Here is a 17,787-nt window from a genome sequence, read left to right as displayed (position 1 = left end):
GTATTACAATTATTATTTCAACAAAGTATAATCGGATATGGGAGTTGAGACAATTTGAATAAAGAGACCATTGCAAATATCCGAAAACAATTTAAATTAAATAACAAACATATGCAAATACGTGAGATTTTCAATGTTTATGTAAAAAAAGAATCAGGTGAAATCTATACGCATATTTGTCAACCGTTTGATATGCTTGAAAAAGAAGCACAGGAATTATTTTTGGCGAATTTTAAAAAGGTGTTAACGGGTCAGCTGGATACGAAATTATTTGAATTAAAATTTCAACGTGATGTGGTAGGGAGTACACAAGAAATATTGTTTGAATCTCTTCAAACAGACCTATCAGATGATTGGCAGCAACATATGCTCCAAATTGTTGAAAAAATGTTTTCCGTTAAAGTATATGAATTCGATACAGTCGTTACCTTTATCCGCGGTGAGTATCAAAAGCCGACAAGAAAGCGAGATCCTGAATCAGAAACAGGCGGGGATGATGAAGTATACTCCAGCTCTTTTGTTTTCTGTAGCTTTAACAAAGCGGATCAGCCGAAAAAATCATTAACCTTTGATTATATTGAAAGAGAATTTAAGCCAAATACAAACTTAGATCCTATTATCAATTTGACTGCGCCTTTAGCTGGTTTTATGTTTCCAGCCTTTCATGATAATATGGCTGATGTAAATCATATTCTATATAGTGCAGGCAAGGCAAATGAGCCGGACTATCGATTCATCGAAGAGGTTCTTAATTGCGAAGATATCATTACAGCTGAGGAAGATAAGGCAAGCTTCGAAATCATTTTGCAAAAAGTTATCGGAGATGAGCTCGATACGGAAACAATCTCGAATGTATATGAAGAAATTGATCGAGTTGTGCAAGAAAACGAGGAAAATGAAGAAAGCGAAGAACCGAAGATCGATTATAAAGATATTGAACGCATCCTGACTGTTAGCGGCGTTGAAAATGTCGATACGGAGAAAGTAGAATTTGCCTTTAAAGATGTGATCGAAGATGAAACACATGAATTCAAAGCAACAAATCTCGTACCAAAAAAAATCAAAATTAGCACGAACGTTGCGAATTTAACGATTAACCCAAAAGAAATGAAAAAAGTCAAATACATCATGTTCGAAGGAAAGAAATGCCTACTTCTTGAAATTGAAGAAGACATATTGTTAGAAGGCTTTAAATTAGAAACGATCACCCTGTAGTGGGACGTAGGGACAGGTACCTTGTCCCAATATAAGAGAAAATTCTAGTGCCTGTTGTTTGTCATTATTGACGAAGAACAGGCACTTTTTATATTTAAAACGAAAGATTAAAATTAGTTTTACGTTTTTCTGAACAAGTTTTCAGATGAAGGACTATACCTCTACTCTTTAAAAAACATATTTTATAGAAAGTTGAGTAGGAGGTGAGAGTGATGAGAAGATCTCCACGTTTTTGTATGTTTCCCGGTTATAACTGGTGTGGTCCTGGCTGCAGTGGTCCAGGAGCTCCAATAAACGAAGTCGATGCTGCTTGTAGACAGCATGATTTATGTTATCAATGGACAAGAGAACGATGTCGTTGTGATCATGACTTTATTGAGCGACTAGAACGCTTACAAAATCGCTATACAAGAGAAGGGCGACATGCGAGAGTGTTGCTAAATCATATGAGAATACTTAAAGGGATTAATTGTCTTTTCAGGTAATGGATTTAATGGATATAATTTTCAAAAAATGTAAAATAGAAGTAGGGGATATGACAGAAATTGAACTGTTAAGAGCAGCAGTTTTCAAACACGATTAAATGATCTACTTATTTGTCGTATACAAGTGATTGATAAAGTGATAAAAGATGAAGATGTGGATGTAGTGCTAGATTTACGTGCAGAAGCACCACAATTTTCTCATAATGAGGATGCAAAAAGAATACAAATTCCTTTGACCGAACCGAATCAAGTTGAATTCCTTCAAAAAAAGCATTTTAGCTAAAAATTATCGGAAAGGTGAAAAGATTATCATTCATTGAAAAGGTAGCGTAGCAGCGACTGTGTATTAGATCTAAATATCGTCAAATCCATTGAGGAAGCAATAGAGATGGTTAAAAAGGTGAGACAAGAAGTAGAAATTCATCCTGAATTTGTGAAGGATTTACGAATAAACTATCTCCTAAAAAGCTAAGAAGGGTGGACTATCCATTTGAGATAGTCTATTCTTTTTATGATTTTTATGAAAATTTCACATCCTTTTTTCTCTTAATTCGTCTAAATATTGATTCATGAAAAGGAGGGAAGTCTTTTGGAAAATGAAATAGAGGAATGGTACGACGAATATAGTTATCCAATTTTCAAGTATATCCTTTTGATGGTACATGATTATCAGCAAGCTGAGGATTTGACTCAAGAGACATTTGTGAAAGCATACAAAAATATGCAAGCGTATAAAGGAGAGTCGAGTCCGAAAACGTGGCTATTTCGAATTGCTCACAATGTTACGATTGATTATTTAAGAAAAAGAAAGCCGTTAACGATGATGAAAGAAATATTTCATTTGAAAAAAGATAGTGGAAAGCAGCCTGATGAATTGATGGTGATGAAGGAGAATTCGAAGGAACTTTATCTAGCTTTAAATGGCTTAAAGGACTCGTACCGCGAAGTCATTATTTTAAGAAAAATCAAAGGGTTTTCTACAGTTGAAACGGCTGCTATTTTAAATTGGACAGAAAGTAAAGTGAAAGCAACTTTACATAGAGCTATGCCAGCGTTGGAAAAGCAATTTGAAAAGGAGGGTTTTCTAAATGAAAAATTGGTATGATGAATCACTGAAAGCTCTTGATTCACAAATAGTTTGGCCAGAAAAACGCCGAAGAGAGGTAAAAGTGCGAATTTTCGCTCAAACGAATAAGCAAAGAATGAATAAGCCGATGATTTACATTTCAAGTATTGTTACACTTTCACTCATTATGATTATTGGCACACACTTTGCACAATATCCTAAAGAAACTTCTTTCATTGGCACAACAGCTAGCCAATCGACTTCACCTGTAATCAAAAAGGAGGATGTAGTTCAAAGTATAAACGGAGTTCCAAACGTCAATCTAACTCCTGAAGGTACGATTTCGATTAATTTGAGCGGCAGGGTGAACGGCATTAAAGGCATAGGAAGTTATTCAATTACGAAAGGAAGTCAGCCTTATGTATATTTATTTTATCCCTTTGAAGAAGAAGGAGGTATCCATCTCCATTCAACTAAGAATGAAACTGGTGAAATAAATATCATAGAAAAAAATACAATAGGTAAGGAAAAGATGTGGATCAAAGACCACTACGCAGAGTTAAATCCATATGCTCCTCAAGTGATTATTTATACGAAAAATTATATTTACTATATTAGTGGAGATAATGTCAGCAAGGAACAGGTTATTCAAGTGGCGGAACAAATCAAAATTAATGACCAGTAATAAGGGTCTTTTTAGTATAACTTTTTCTCATCAAAAATAGACTCTTGCCACTTAAAATAGCCATAAATGATGATAGAGAAAATCACAAAAATGATCCATCTTTCCCAGCTAGTGATATTAATTAATTCGTATATGCCTAATACATCTTCAAAAGGATAATTACCTGGAAAAATAGCAAACATGAAATCGAGAATCACATTTGTGAAAAAATAGACCAATAATCTCCCGTATGTAAAGTGGAAAATCCAAATTGTTAAGACAGGAAAAGCACCTAATACACCAGAAGCAAATAATGGCTTTTAGGCAGGCAAAATAGTTACCTGAAGCTCCCAATGCTTGTGATTAAAGGCAAATACATTATAGATAAGCATTAACAAAGTGGCGAATATACCAGCTGGCATATAATATTTGATATGTTCTTTCTTAAGAAAGAACAATGAAAACCAAGGTGCAATAAAAATTGTCCAAAGTATAATTTTGTTAAGCATGCCATTCCCATCCTTCTTAACTGTTCATGCCATTAGATTTCACTAGCGGTTCTTAACTTATGCATAAAACTCGATACAGCGCAAAACAAAGAAAACGAGTTGAATGATGTTTGCAAAAAAATAGCAGGAAAAATTCCGCTTAATGAGCAACCATCATGAAAAAGAGCCGATATAACAGGAAATATTCCTGCTATTCCCTCAAAAAAAGTCAAAATAAACGCTTTTGCTCTCCATAAGCGGAAATTCTTCCGTTATTTCCCCTAAAAGGAACTCGATAGAGGAGATAACAGGAAAAACTCCGCTTAAGAGTGAGAGATGTTTGGAGCGAATTAGACAAAACGGTAGCTTCCTACATGTTGTAGGAGATTTGTTCCTAATCTTATTGCTATTACTACTTTATTTTGTGTACGAAGAATAAGGTTGTTATTTCACATTATCTGAACTATATACAAATAAACATCATTTATTTTAAGTCCACCACATTTCTCCGAGTGATTCTTTAAATATAATTGGCTTCAATGTGCTAATCGCTTTCGTTAACCCCTCATCAATCGACATTAAGCCATCCTCATGTTCAATGCTTACGACATAATCGTAATCATAAAGACGTAGCGTACTCAACATATCGGCCCACACTTTTGCGTCATGTCCGTAGCCGACAGTGCGAAAATACCAAGAACGATTTTTCATGTCCGCATAAGAAGTCATGTCGGTGATACCGTTTCGATTTAGATTTGGTTGGTCCATAATCGTATCTTTTGCATGGAAATGATGGATCGCATTTTCACATCCTAATAGTTTGATTGCCTCAACAGGGTCAATTCCTTGCCACCACATATGACTAGGATCAAGATTTGCGCCAATGGCGGGACCGCATTCTTTTCTTAATCTTAAAAGAGTAGCAGGGGTATGAACAGAGAAGCCGCCATGTAACTCAAGACCAATTTTCACTTGATGCTGTTCAGCGAACCGAGCTTTCTCTTTCCAATAAGGAATGATTTTTTCTTCCCATTGCCATTTCAAAATTTCCTGAAATTCATTTGGCCAAGGGGCAACTGGCCAGTTAGGGTATTTGGCGTCTTCGTGATCACCAGGGCATCCAGAAAATGTATTGACAACCGGAATTTCTAAGGCGCTTGCTAGTTGAATGGTTTTCGTTAAAAGGATATCCGCTTCCTCCCGAATGGCTTTCTGTGGGTGTAGGGGATTAGAATGACAACTTAAAGCGCTTACAATTAATCCTCGACTTGTCACCTTATCAATAAATTCCTTCTGCTTCACTGCATCGGCTAATAATTGATCTATATGACAATGGGCATTACCTGGATAGCCGCCTGTGCCAATTTCTACTGCTTCAATTCCAAGAGATGTAACATGATCTAGCATTTCATCCAATGTTTTGTCTGAGTACAGAACAGTAAATACTCCTAATCTCATAAAATATACCTCCTTCATTGATTATGTAATCCGTTACATATTATTATAGCAAAAATATCATTAAATACTAAATAAAACTACTAATATATTCAATATATTATGATAGTTGACAAAAAAAGAATTGATTTTACAATTTAAATTGTAATCGATTACAAAACCTATTTGGTTGAAAGCGGGAAATTGAATGGCGAATATTCAAGAAGTAGCACAAAGAGCTGGTGTCTCAGTTGCGACGGTTTCAAGAGTCCTTAATAACAATTCAACTGTAGCTCCACGTACTAGAATAAAGGTGGAGAATGCAATAAGAGAACTGAATTATGAGCCAAGTATGCTCGGAAGAAATTTACGGAATTCAGAGAGTCGACTTCTTTTAGTCTTGATTCCAAGCATCTCAAATCCCTTTTACACAGAAATCATTAATGGGATTCAAAATACAGCTATTGCTCACCATTATAATATCCTGCTATGTGAAACCAATTCGAATCCTGAGCGAGAAAACATTTATTTTAATATGGTCAAAAACAAATTAGCAGATGGTGTTATTTCCATGGATCCGGCTGTTAATATGCAAAAATTGATTGAACTCGCTGAAAATCATTCTATTATTCTATGTAGTGAGTATGATGAAGGCAATATGATTCCGTATGTGAGTATTGATAACGAGTTGGCGGCCTATCATGCGGTCAAACATTTGATTAAATTAGGAAATGAAAAAATTGCACTCATTAATTCAGATGAGAAATTTCTCTATGCGAGGCAAAGAAGAAGCGGGTATGAAAGAGCATTGGCTGAGTTTCAGCTCCCACTCCGTGAAGAGTGGATTTATCATACAACTCAGCTCGATTTTCAAGATGGAGTTCAAGCAATGCGAATGCTCTTGAAATTAGAGAATCGACCTTCAGCCGTTTTTGCGGTATCTGATACGTTGGCGATTGGTGCGTTAAAAGAAGTCAATGCTCAAGGCTTACATGCACCTGATGATATCGCAGTGGTGGGTTTTGATAATATTAGCTTTTCCAATATGACGAATCCAACCTTAACGACGGTATCACAACCAATGTATAAAATGGGGCATACAGCTGCAACGATGCTAATCAGTAGCATCCAGGAAAAGAAAGTTGAAAGTATTTTGTTGGATCACGAATTGATTATCCGTGAGTCAACGATGGGATAAGGAGATGATCATTTTGGGCATAAAGGTTGCAATTATTGGGTGTGGCTCAATTGCCATGCACCGTCATGCTCCAGAATACAAAGCAAACCCTTATGTAGAGCAAATCGTTTTTTATGACCGTAATGAAGACCGAGCAAAAAAGCTTGCCAAAAAATTTGATGGTCAAGTAGCCAAATCAGTAGAAGAACTTTACAATGACCCGACAATTGTTGCGATTAGTGATTGCTCGACCAATGATGTACATCATATTCATACATCACAAGCGTTATTAAATGGAAAACATGTGCTATGCGAAAAACCATTAGCGACAACAGTGAAACGTGCGGAAGAAATTCTTAAAGCACAAGAAAAAACAGGAAAAAAATTAATGGTTGCCCATAATCAACGCTTCACGAAGGCACATCAAAAGGCTAAAGAGTTAATTGAAAGAAAAGAATTAGGTGAGGTATTAACTTTTAAGACTACTTTCGGTCATGGTGGTCCTGAATCATGGGGAGTGAACAAAAGTAATTCAACCTGGTTTTTTAAAAAAGAACGTTCGTTTACAGGTGTTGCAGGTGATTTAGGGATCCATAAAATTGATTTAATTCATTTTCTTTTGAATGATGAAATTGATGAAGTCCACGCCTTTCACGGTGCCTTAGATAAAGTGGATGAACATGGGAAACCAATAGAGGTTTGTGATAATGTTGTCTGTGCGTTGAAAACGAAAAAAGGAAGATTAGGAACTGCTTCATTTTCATGGACATATTACGGTTCTGAGGACAACTCTACGACCATATATTGTCAAAAAGGGACGATCAAGATCTACCAAGAACCAAACGTACCGTTATTGATTGAAACGAAGCAAGGGGAAGTTGTTAAATATCAATTAGAACCGATTCAAACGAATGATAATCAAACAAGTAGTGGAGTGATCGATGCCTTTGTTGATTCGATTATACATGACAAAGAGCCAGCTATCACAGGCCAACAAGCGATTGCGACATTAAAGGTAATTGAAAAATTGCTACAGTAGAAAAACGCTAAAATAAATGCAATTGACGAAGTCAGAATTTTCTTTTACTATAGATGTAACGGATTACATAACTTCTTATCATTTCATTTTTGATACCGTTTTCATCATTGTAATATTAATTTCACTATATATTGTAATCAATTACATGTTTGAAAGGAGGCTAATATGATCCATCAATTAGCCATTAATTCAAATACGTATCATGGTTTTTCTCTAGAAGATGCTGTTAAGGGGGCCAGTAGAGCTGGGTTTACTCAAATTGAAATGGCGGCTGTTAAGGACCATACTGCTCATGTATTACCTGACATGTCAGAGCAAGAATTAGATGACATTAAAGAACTGCTTCACGAATATCGAATGAAATGTATTGGCATAGGAGCTCATAGCAACGTCATGCGAGAAGAAGGCATTGCCAATTTATTAAAAAGTATTGATTTAGCGAGTGTATTTAATTGCAAATATATTGTCACTGCTACTGGGGATGCTCATGATGACAGCGATGTTATTGAAGATGAAAGAATATTAATACAAAATTTGCAACCTATTATCGAAAAGTGTGAACGATTAAATAAAGTGCTCGTGATCGAAACGCATGGAAATAACTATGCGACCGGGGTTGCTTTGAAAAAGCTGGTTCATTCTTTATCAAATCGAGTGAAGATTAACTACGATACGGCAAACGTTATCTTTTATGGCGATATCCTACCGTATGATGACTTGGAAGCATCCATAGAGTTTGTTGAGTTTATTCATTTAAAAGATAAATTAGGGAACAATTGCGAATGGAATTTTCCAGCTATCGGAGATGGAAATCTTGATTTTACGAGAATTTTCCATACCTTTACAAAAATGAATTATAACGGACCGATTAGTGTAGAAATTGAATTTACACCTGAAGGACCTCGTGATCTTCAAGAAGTGAATAAAAGTGTTCAGCGGTCCTTTCAATATCTTGCTCGTATTCTCCGTTAAATAGGGAGGGGAACCATGAAGAATATTGGATTAATTGGTTGGGGATTTATTGCTAAAACCCATTTTGAGGCATATCAGCAAATTGACAATGCTAACGTTGTCACCATTTGTACTAGAAACGAAGCACAGTCATTTCCAAATGATATAGTTCCTTCAACATACGAAGAAATCCTGAAAAATCCAAGTATTGACGTGATTGATATTTGTTTACCAACCTTTTTACATGAAGAATACATTATCAAGGCAGCCCAAGCAGGCAAAGATATCATTTGCGAAAAACCACTCTCATTGGCGGTTGAATCAGCGGAAAGAATCATGGTTGAGATTGAGAAATATAATGTGAGATTATTTATTGCTCACGTGTTACGATTTTGGCCAGAATATAAAACAATTAAAACATATTTAGACTCAGGAAAAATTTCGAACATCGATGTCATCCATGCAACTCGTCTCGGACAAACACCACAGTGGAGTGAATGGTTTAAGGACCCATTAAAAAGTGGTGGTGCCCTTTATGATTTGCATATTCACGATATTGATTTTATCTCCTATCTTTTAGGTGAGGTTGAAGAGGTATATGCAGTAGGTACGAAAAATTCACAAGGCGCGTGGGATCATATCGTGACGACTCTCACATTAAAAAATGGTGCGACTGCCTTTGTAGAAGCATCACAAAGAATGCCTGACACATTTCCATTTACCATGTCTTTTCGGGCACAGGCTCTCGATCAAACACTTGACTTCCACCTTTTTGCTGGGACAAATATAGAAAAAATCAGTCAAAGCTCCATGACCAACTACACGAAACATGCCATATCTACAATCGAATTTCCTCAAGAGAACGCTTTTCAAAATGAACTTAGTTATTTTATCCATTGTATTGAAAATAGTGAAGTGAACTCCGTTGTTCCGTTGAAAGATGTCCTCTATACGATGAGGGTCATGAAGGCGATTGAAGCCTCATTGGAAAAAGGAGAACAAATTCAAATGTAATACCGTGAATGTAAGCGCTTAAAATCGGTTTCTATTTCATGACATGCAAATGGTTATGAAATCGACTCAATAGATTCATCAATTAAATTAGGGGGTAATTTCGAATGAAAAAGGCGTTAAAACTATTTACGTTACTGATTCTCGTAGTGATACCTATTTTAGCCGCATGTAATAGTGAGTCAACTAGTGATAATTCAGGAGAAAGTGATGGGTCCAATGATGCAGGTGGAGATAAGTTGAAAATTGGGATTTTAGCACCAGCGGTTACCCATGGTTGGGTGGCAGCAGTTGCCTATCATGCTGAAGCACGCGCTAAAGAATTATCTGAAGAAATTGAGTATCAAATTCAAACAAGTACCAATGCAGAAGAGATGACTTCTCAGCTTGATGATTTAATGACATGGGGAGCAGAAGCGATTGTCGCATTTCCACAATGGGAAGGCATGGAGGTACCAATCCAAAGAGCGATTGATGAAGGAATTGAAGTTGTGAACTTTGATATCGCCATTAACGTTGACGGGGTATACCGAGTAGCTGGGGATAATGAAGATATGGGCGTCCAAGGAGCGAATTACATCGTTGATAAAATTGGAACAGAAGGAAATGTTGTGATTCTAGAGGTGCCGTCATCTGGTTCTGTTTCTGAATTAAGAGGAAAAGGGTTTGTTGAGACGATGGAACAACTAGCCCCTGATATGAATCTGTTAACCTATGCAACTCAATTTACAAGAGAAGATGGATTAAAGGACTTTGCCGACATTTTAACAAGTAATAGTCAAATTGATGCCGTGTTTTCAATGGATGATGAAACGTCGATAGGTGTATTGCAAGCGATTAGTGAAGCTGGACGTACCGATATTAAAGTCGTTACAGGTGGCGGCGGTATGCAGGAGTATTTCAAAATGATGCCAGAAAATGAAGATATCTGGATTCAATCTGCTCTTTATAGTCCAGCAATGGTCAAAGATGCTGTTGATATTGCTGTGAAGATATTAAATGGAGAATCAGTCGAGAAAGAAACGATTATCCCAACGACGATCGTGGATCGAGACAATTATGAGCAATTTATTGACGAGGGTTCACCTTATTAAGTTCGGTTAGAGAGGATATGGCGTGGCTGTAGCCTCTCTTTTCATACATAGTACAACACCCTTAAATCATTGTATGGAAGTGATAAGATGAAGGTTGAAATGAATGATATTCGCAAAGCTTTCGGACATAACGAAGTATTGAAGAATGTTTCTTTTTCGATCAAAGGTGGAGAAATATGTGCTTTGTTAGGGGAAAACGGTGCTGGTAAATCAACATTAATGAATATTCTTGGTGGTGTCATCAAACAAGATGCTGGCTCAATCGTCATCGATGAAGAGGCAATAAATTTTCAAACGCCAGCAGATTCACAGGAAAAAGGAATTGCATTCATCCACCAAGAGTTAAATTTAATCAATGACTTACCGATCTATGAAAATATGTTTCTTGGGAGAGAGCTTAAGACCAAAAAAGGGACTTTAGATCTTGAAAAAATGAAGCAGGAAACAGAAGCGATGTTTCGGAAGATGAATATCGATTTAAAACCGACAACGATGGTTCATGATTTGGACGCTTCCTATAAGCAAATCGTAGAAATTGGCAAAGCTATGATGGCAAACGCTTCTATCATTATTATGGATGAGCCAACGACCTCATTAACCGATCAAGAAATTGAACGCGTCTTTACGATGATGCGAACATTAAAAGAACACCAAGTAGGAATTATCTTTATCTCGCATAAATTGAATGAAGTGATGGAGATTTGTGACCGATTTGTGGTTCTTCGCGACGGAAATTTGGTTGCAGACGGGCATGTTGCCGAGACCACTACCGCCGAGTTAGCACGATTCATGGTCGGATATGATGTCCGAACAGAGCCTCTTAAACGGGAGAAAAAGATCGGAGAAGAAGTTTTGCGGGTAGAAGGGTTAACTTCGCAAACCTTTTTCAATAATGTAGATTTCTCCATTCGGGCAGGAGAAGTAGTTGGATTTACCGGCTTACTTGGTGATGGCCGAAGTGAATTGTTTCAAACCATTTTCGGTGCTGAAGGAATCCCTAAAGGAAAGATATTCTTAAATGGTGAACAAGTCACGATTCGAAGCACGACTCAAGCGATTGAAGAAGGAATTGCTTATCTTCCTCGTAATCGAAAAGAAAATGCGATTATTAAAGATATGAATATCATGGAAAATGCAGCAATTGTCACTTGGCCAACGTTTGCCAAGAGAGGGATCATTCATACTGAAAAACATATAGAAGTGTTTGAGGGCCATCGACAAGCGCTACGGATCAAAATGGGTGATCTGACAGACAGTATTAATAGTCTTTCAGGGGGAAATCAGCAAAAGGTTGTGTTAGCCAAATGGTTAGCAGCAAATCCGAAGCTACTCATCTTAGATAATCCTACACAGGGTGTGGATGTAGGGGCGAAGGAAGATATTTATGACATCATTTTGCAACTGGCTGATGAAGATATAGCTGTCGTTGTCCTATCTAGTGAAGCCCATGAAATAATTCGTGTTTGCGATCGTGCCCTTGTCATGTACCATGGTGTCATTCAAGGGGAGTTATCAGGACAAAACATGACCGAACATCAAATCATGACTCTGGCTACTGGTGGGAGATTGATAGAAGAAGAGGAGGGCGAACGCCATGAGCACATCGAATGTTGAAAATGAACGGAATTTCTTCCGTTGGTTTAAACATCAATGGTCGAATGAACCACTATTTAGCACCGCTATCGCACTTATTATTATGATTATCCTGCAAACATTTGTATTGGGATTTGACTATGATTCTTTTGGTAGTTGGTTTCAGTCGTGGACCAATAACTGGATTAATATTTTAAGAAATAATGCCAGTATTGCCATTATCGCTCTTGGGATGACCTTCGTCATTATGACTGGTGGGATTGATTTAGCGGTCGGATCAACATTGGTTGCAACGGGTGCCTTTTCGATGATTCTTCTTGACACCGGAACAAAAGGAGTCCTTGCAATGCTTGGAATGACTGGTATTCCCGCCTTTATCATCACGATTGTACTCGTGCTTATATTTGGTTATCTTCTTGGGGCACTAATTGGCGTTACTATTACAAAAGGGAATGTCCCACCATTTATTGTCACATTAGGTGCAATGCTAATTTTTAGAAGTGTGACCCAGCACTTTATGCAAGGCTATAACACAACGCTTCCTTCCGAGTTTTTGCAGATTGCAAGCTTTAAAATCGGAAACTATATGATTATGCCGATTCTCTATTGGGCAATCATTGCGTATATTCTCTACTATGTCTCTAAAAGGACCACCTTTGGAAGACAAATTATTGCAGTTGGTTCCAATGAGCGAGCGGCTAAACTATCAGGTGTGAACGTCGATAAAATCAAATTACGCGTCTATGCATTGATGGGCTTACTTGTTTCGATTGCAGCGATTATCCAAGTTTCTCGAGTTGGTTCGATGGATTTCTCCAACGCAGGAAGAGGAATGGAAATGGACGCGATTGCTGCTGCTGTTGTCGGAGGAACGAGCATGAGTGGCGGAAGAGGGTTCATCCTTGGAACCGTGTACGGCATGCTCATCATTGCCGTTATGAATAATCTATTAAACCTATTTGGTGTGCCACCATTTTTACGAGAAGCCTTTAAAGGCTTTATCGTTATTGGTGCAGTCTTGTTGCAACGCAAAGGAAATAAGGGGAATGGGGCACTTTCGGCATAAGTGATATTTACTATTTTCTGTATCTTTGAGATGGATTACGAAGGAAGGGAAAGGCGTGAGTGTTAATAACTTCCATTTCTGGGGTTGCACTCTTATATGGTTCTCTATCAAAAAAAGGGGAAGGAAATAAACTCACAGTTTGAAGTTTGGACATACTCTAACGGGGTAGCACAAAATATAAAAAGCGCAAAATAATGGAAGCACTATTCACAAAAGGGTAGTTCCATTATTTTGCGCTTTTAGTCATGTAGTCGACAGGCACGTCTATTTAGAAACTATATCGTTTTGCCCTTCTTCTTTGCATCAGAATCCAATCCGGTGCCTATTGCTAACCCTAAACACATTCCAATCGGTATTCCTAAAGCAATATTATCAAATATCGTTAATCCAAACACTACACCTAAACTTATTCCTAAGGACATGTAAATGGCAAGATAGTGTCCCTCTTGGATCAGTTTATGTTTTTTCTCAAGATGAGAAGTGATGTGAGATATTGATTGTTGGAAGAGCTTTATTTTTGTATCGTCTATTGTTTCTATATCTTCTTTTTAGATTAAGCTGATTCTCTAATTCAAGAAGTTGTACCTGACAATCTTCACAATTTGATGAAAAGGAAGCTAACTTCTCAGCAACTCGTTCACATTTGTTTAAATTAAGTTTCTTCAAAATGGGTTCACTAACAGTTCTTCGAAGCTCGCTTATCATGGATTTTACATGATCAGTTTGGTTATCCAATTCATTAACCTCCAAATGAGTAAAGTTACTTTGTTATATTCTACGGAACACTTGTTGAAAAAGTTTCAAGCTCATGAGGTAGTATCGTTCTCCCTAAAGGAATCAACAAATAGTTTTGATCCCCTAATCCTTTCCCCTCAACAGAAAACTAAATAGTTTATTTTTCTATGCTAAAAGGGATGCGAATCGGCATCCCTTCAGTGATAAATATAAACTTTTTTGTATTCCGATCTTTCTAAAGTCCAACTAGATATGTAGTTTTTCATTAATTTGATTTAAGTGATGTTCGTCATGCTCGAGGAACATCTCCGTAAAGCTTTCTGCGTAGAATTGTTCTTTTCCTCCACCAATCGTAAAGCGAATATCACTATCTAAATTCGACAGACTCTCTGTTAATTGTATTCGAGTTTCAACAAAATGCTCAATTATTGAAGTTGCTGAATCATCCTTTAAATACGAAATCGCTTCGGCATTGTACTGGTCATGGTCAGGAAATGGCGGTAAATTGGATCCATCTGTCATGAAAGGTACCATATTTTCTAATATGAATTTGTCCCAATAATAAAGATGTCCCACGATTTCTCTTATGGACCATTTTCCTTCACTTATTGCCACTAGATTCTTCTTTTAATTACATCACTTTGCTGCTTGCGATACGATTGACAAAAAACACCTTAAAAAAATATGGGTAACGTTAAGACCTTCTTATTTTACTTTTAATAAAATGGATGAAATGGTATTATATGTATATACATTCCTTTTATTAATGGAGGTTCATTCTAAATGTTTGAAGCATTAGGAGATTTATTGGGTGCAATAGCAAATGCCTTCTGGGGTAAAAGCTCTTCAAAGAAAGGGAAAAAATAACTATATCATAAATGTTTCATTAGAGGTTGTCTTTTCGTCAATCTCTTTTATTATGTTGCATCAAGAAAGCACTATATAGCTTACTAGATTATGGAGGGAAGGAAGAATAATAGTGTCTAAAACAACAGCAGGATTTGGCGTAAGGCTGCTAGCTGATTTTATTGATTTTTTAATAGTAAGTGTTCCTATTGCTTTGATGTTCTACTTTATCAGAGGGGAATATTCATTTGATTGGGCATTGAATTGGCAGTGGCAAATTATATATACATGCTATTTAACTATAATACCTTTACTGTGGGTGGATACATCATTGGAAAACGTTTGTTTAGAATTAAAGTTAAACGAATGGATGAAGAAAAATTAACACTAAGAAATACACTTTTAAGGGAAGTTGTCGGGAAGTTATTAGTAGTGTATTTAACAGTAGGTATATCAATTATAGTAAGTATTTTGATGGTAATTCTAAGAGAGGATAAAAGAGCTATTCACGATTTTATCGCTGGAACTTATGTTAGTTATGATAAATAGCATTACGAAAAAACTGCATGGTTCATTCAGTCATGAAAAACATCAAATTAGGAGATTATAATGGATTATTGAACCATCGAAGCAGGATAGTTATAAAAGATGTATATTACTTAGAAATCAAATGCTCAATTTGATGAATATGGTTATGTCATGTTTGAAGTAGAAGCCGACGAGCACTAATATTGAATTGAGGTAAGTTAAGATTTTCGCTCGAGTCTCACAATTAAGAGGAAGAAATTTTGTTAAAAGGGGCTTAGAATAGTGAACAAAACTATGTTAATTGTCATAAATGTAATTACTGGCCTATTTGTTGTGATTTCTAGTGTTCTTGGATACGGTATTAGCGGGATGGGTGAAGGTTCTACCAATGACTTTAAAATCTTTATTTGGTTGTTTATTTGGTTAATCGGTTTATTATTACAATTCAAACAAAAAACTAGGATAATAGGATTAATTATTTCGTTTATTCCAGTTGCTTACTTTCTTTATGTTTATATTGCCGCTGTACTGATGTAATTTTGTTCAATATTGGAGTCCATTAAAAAAGTAATGCAAAAATTAAGACGAGGTACATTAGTACTAATACATGACATTACTTATAAACATCTGGAGGTTACGTTATGTGGGTAATATTAGGGGTTCTTGCAATAGTAGCAACGCTTATAAATCTTTATATGTATGTATCAGGAAAGGATTATAAGCTTTATATGGCAATGGGATTATCATTTACAGCATTAACGCTTTGTGCAGAATACAGTCTTGTATCGGTGTGGGTAGAAGCGGAAGATTGGGCAGCTTTAATGGATGTAGTACCTGGTATGGAAAGGGCATTATGGTTTTTGACAATGGTTTCGATCTTACTAAATATAGCACCTATACTATTAGAACGATTACGGAAGAAATAATTTCTTATTGTCACATCATTTAAACAAGATGAAATTATTGTCTAAGTTTCATACAAAACGGGTACGTTTTTTAAAAAGGAGTTACTCTTTTCCACGCCAATTAATAGGATGGAAATATTAGTATATTAAAGATGGTTCCTTATTGGAGAATGCTTTCATAGGATATATACTACACTATTTACTTTGGAGGAACACCACTGCAATAGGACTTATTAAGGAAAAAAAGTTCTTGTTATATCCCGTTAAGGAAATATTATCAATCGGTGCTGTATTGAAGGAGTTGTATATATTGAATGAAAATAGAAGTACAGAAATAAAACGCTCTTTAAAAGCAGAAAGCATTCTATCTCAGATCAATAGTAAAACGAAGCTAGGCGACTTACGAAAAATCGCGAAGGACATTAAAAAAGATCACGCACTAGCTATGGAACTTTGGTTAACCGAAAAGTTTTTGCCCAGACTATTGGCAATCTTAATTATGGACAAAAAACTTCTTTCACCAGATGTCCTAAATGAGCTTGATAAGGATATTCAGACTCACACTTTTAATGAACGAATTAACTTAATGGATTGGTTAATGGCTAATCAGCTCACCAAAGACAAGAAGTTAATTGGATTGATGGAGTCATGGGAAAACAGCCCTTCTCCTCTTCAAAGGCGAACTTTTTGGTATTATCAAGCGCGCTTGAGATGGACTGGACAAACACCGCCTGATAACACCGCATACATACTATCTGCAATCGAAGCGAATATTGCGCAGGAAGAACCGGAGGTTCAATGGGCTATGAATTTCACGGCAGGCTGGATAGGTGTTTATGATGTGAAGAATCGTGCACGTTGTATTGAACTAGGTGAGAAAACGGGTCTTTATAAAGATGAAATCGTAGCAAAAGGATGTACTCCCAGCTATTTGCCGGAGTTCATTACAATTGAAGTTAAAAAACGACACAGTCAATAGTGTTCAACAATTGCCACAGTAAAGTATGCAATGTCACAATAGACTCTTCTGAATGCGAGACAATTTTTTAAACTACAAGAATCATTAAAAAGTTTCTACATCCAGCTATTCTTTACGAAAGAGAATGGCTTTTTTTATTCATGGGTGGAATGAGAGACAAAAGAGGAAACTTAATTGTTCTTCATTCGTAAGTATTAAATAGGAAGAAAAACTCTATAATTTAATTGCTATTTTTTTGTGATGGAAGAGGTCCGAAGCAACTGATGAAATGGTTACGGTTCTAATTAGACTGTAGTAAAGATAAACGGACAGGTAAATAGAATGACTAAACATACATAAGGGGTTTAGCAATGGAAAAGTGGGACTTATTTGATAAGCATCGTAATAAAATGGAGAAACAAATCACTCGTGGAGATGAAATGCATCCAGACGAGTTTCATTTAGTTGTACACGTATGTATTTTTAATTCAAAAGGTGAAATGCTCATTCAGCAGCGCCAGCCCTTTAAGCA

19 protein-coding genes are annotated in these 17,787 nt (G+C 36.5%); 16 read left to right on the top strand and 3 right to left on the bottom strand.

Going from position 1 to position 17,787, the window contains the following annotated elements; all coding sequences use genetic code 11:
• Positions 1 to 54: 54 nt before the first annotated feature.
• The 5 genes from BMSHG_RS00315 to BMSHG_RS00290 all read left to right on the top strand — a co-directional run bounded on the left by BMSHG_RS00315 (position 55) and on the right by BMSHG_RS00290 (position 3,451).
• A complete protein-coding gene (locus tag BMSHG_RS00315) occupies positions 55 to 1,215 on the top strand; it encodes a DUF4317 domain-containing protein (RefSeq protein ID WP_019152435.1) in 1,161 nt (386 codons plus the stop codon).
• A 212-nt stretch (positions 1,216 to 1,427) separates the two neighbouring features.
• Positions 1,428 to 1,700, top strand: coding sequence for a hypothetical protein (locus BMSHG_RS00310; protein WP_019152434.1), 273 nt, complete (start codon positions 1,428 to 1,430; stop codon positions 1,698 to 1,700).
• Between the two features lie 136 nt (positions 1,701 to 1,836).
• Positions 1,837 to 1,983, top strand: a complete 147-nt coding sequence (locus BMSHG_RS28070) for a hypothetical protein (RefSeq protein ID WP_019152433.1) — start codon at positions 1,837 to 1,839, stop codon at positions 1,981 to 1,983.
• Between the two features lie 306 nt (positions 1,984 to 2,289).
• Complete coding sequence (locus BMSHG_RS00295; RefSeq protein ID WP_019152432.1) at positions 2,290 to 2,805, top strand: RNA polymerase sigma factor; 516 nt, start codon at positions 2,290 to 2,292, stop codon at positions 2,803 to 2,805.
• Positions 2,789 to 3,451, top strand: coding sequence for a hypothetical protein (locus BMSHG_RS00290; RefSeq protein WP_019152431.1), 663 nt, complete (start codon positions 2,789 to 2,791; stop codon positions 3,449 to 3,451). The genes BMSHG_RS00295 and BMSHG_RS00290 overlap by 17 nt, the downstream gene beginning before the upstream one ends.
• A gap of 956 nt (positions 3,452 to 4,407) precedes the next feature.
• Here the strand turns inward: BMSHG_RS00290 and BMSHG_RS00280 are convergent.
• Complete coding sequence (locus tag BMSHG_RS00280) at positions 4,408 to 5,376, bottom strand: sugar phosphate isomerase/epimerase family protein (protein ID WP_019152428.1); 969 nt, start codon at positions 5,374 to 5,376, stop codon at positions 4,408 to 4,410.
• A 184-nt stretch (positions 5,377 to 5,560) separates the two neighbouring features.
• On the opposite strand from BMSHG_RS00280, the gene BMSHG_RS00275 reads away from it, so the two are divergent.
• The 7 genes from BMSHG_RS00275 to BMSHG_RS00245 all read left to right on the top strand — a co-directional run bounded on the left by BMSHG_RS00275 (position 5,561) and on the right by BMSHG_RS00245 (position 13,283).
• Positions 5,561 to 6,550, top strand: coding sequence for a LacI family DNA-binding transcriptional regulator (locus tag BMSHG_RS00275; RefSeq protein WP_019152427.1), 990 nt, complete (start codon positions 5,561 to 5,563; stop codon positions 6,548 to 6,550).
• A 13-nt stretch (positions 6,551 to 6,563) separates the two neighbouring features.
• Entirely contained in the window at positions 6,564 to 7,568 is a 1,005-nt protein-coding gene (locus BMSHG_RS00270) for a Gfo/Idh/MocA family protein (protein WP_019152426.1), read from the top strand.
• Positions 7,569 to 7,733: 165 nt separating this feature from the next.
• Positions 7,734 to 8,540, top strand: a complete 807-nt coding sequence (locus BMSHG_RS00265; RefSeq protein WP_019152425.1) for a sugar phosphate isomerase/epimerase family protein — start codon at positions 7,734 to 7,736, stop codon at positions 8,538 to 8,540.
• A 15-nt stretch (positions 8,541 to 8,555) separates the two neighbouring features.
• Positions 8,556 to 9,533, top strand: a complete 978-nt coding sequence (locus tag BMSHG_RS25525) for a Gfo/Idh/MocA family protein (protein ID WP_019152424.1) — start codon at positions 8,556 to 8,558, stop codon at positions 9,531 to 9,533.
• Positions 9,534 to 9,637: 104 nt separating this feature from the next.
• Positions 9,638 to 10,624: an ABC transporter substrate-binding protein gene (locus tag BMSHG_RS00255; protein WP_019152423.1), complete on the top strand. Its 987-nt coding sequence runs from the start codon at positions 9,638 to 9,640 to the stop codon at positions 10,622 to 10,624.
• Positions 10,625 to 10,711: 87 nt separating this feature from the next.
• On the top strand, positions 10,712 to 12,238 hold the full coding sequence (locus BMSHG_RS00250) for a sugar ABC transporter ATP-binding protein (protein WP_019152422.1): 1,527 nt from the start codon (positions 10,712 to 10,714) through the stop codon (positions 12,236 to 12,238).
• A complete protein-coding gene (locus BMSHG_RS00245) occupies positions 12,219 to 13,283 on the top strand; it encodes an ABC transporter permease (protein WP_019152421.1) in 1,065 nt (354 codons plus the stop codon). The genes BMSHG_RS00250 and BMSHG_RS00245 overlap by 20 nt, the downstream gene beginning before the upstream one ends.
• Positions 13,284 to 13,751: 468 nt before the next feature.
• On the opposite strand, the gene BMSHG_RS00235 is transcribed toward BMSHG_RS00245, so the two are convergent.
• Positions 13,752 to 14,018: a hypothetical protein gene (locus BMSHG_RS00235; protein WP_019152419.1), complete on the bottom strand. Its 267-nt coding sequence runs from the start codon at positions 14,016 to 14,018 to the stop codon at positions 13,752 to 13,754.
• A gap of 246 nt (positions 14,019 to 14,264) precedes the next feature.
• Complete coding sequence (locus BMSHG_RS25520) at positions 14,265 to 14,633, bottom strand: DinB family protein (protein ID WP_019152418.1); 369 nt, start codon at positions 14,631 to 14,633, stop codon at positions 14,265 to 14,267.
• A gap of 483 nt (positions 14,634 to 15,116) precedes the next feature.
• Between BMSHG_RS25520 and BMSHG_RS25515 the strand changes: the two genes are divergently transcribed.
• The 4 genes from BMSHG_RS25515 (at position 15,117) to BMSHG_RS00205 (ending at position 17,276) form a co-directional block, all read left to right on the top strand.
• Positions 15,117 to 15,413 carry an RDD family protein gene (locus BMSHG_RS25515; protein ID WP_235776305.1) on the top strand — a complete coding sequence of 99 codons (297 nt, stop codon included), beginning with the start codon at positions 15,117 to 15,119 and terminating at the stop codon, positions 15,411 to 15,413.
• Positions 15,414 to 15,674: 261 nt separating this feature from the next.
• The gene (locus BMSHG_RS00215) at positions 15,675 to 15,929 is read left to right on the top strand and encodes a hypothetical protein (protein WP_019152417.1); all 255 of its coding nucleotides are present in this window, start codon (positions 15,675 to 15,677) and stop codon (positions 15,927 to 15,929) included.
• Positions 15,930 to 16,033: 104 nt separating this feature from the next.
• Positions 16,034 to 16,318: a hypothetical protein gene (locus tag BMSHG_RS00210; protein ID WP_019152416.1), complete on the top strand. Its 285-nt coding sequence runs from the start codon at positions 16,034 to 16,036 to the stop codon at positions 16,316 to 16,318.
• Positions 16,319 to 16,607: 289 nt separating this feature from the next.
• Positions 16,608 to 17,276 (top strand): DNA alkylation repair protein, encoded by a 669-nt coding sequence (locus BMSHG_RS00205; RefSeq protein ID WP_026073260.1) that lies wholly within the window; start codon positions 16,608 to 16,610, stop codon positions 17,274 to 17,276.
• The last annotated feature ends 511 nt before the right edge of the window (positions 17,277 to 17,787 follow it).

Source organism: Robertmurraya massiliosenegalensis JC6, assembly GCF_000311725.1.
Taxonomy (GTDB): Bacteria; Bacillota; Bacilli; order Bacillales; family Cytobacillaceae; genus Robertmurraya; species Robertmurraya massiliosenegalensis.
The sequence above is the reverse complement of the archived record's forward strand: the minus strand, read 5'-3'. Positions and strand labels throughout refer to the sequence as shown.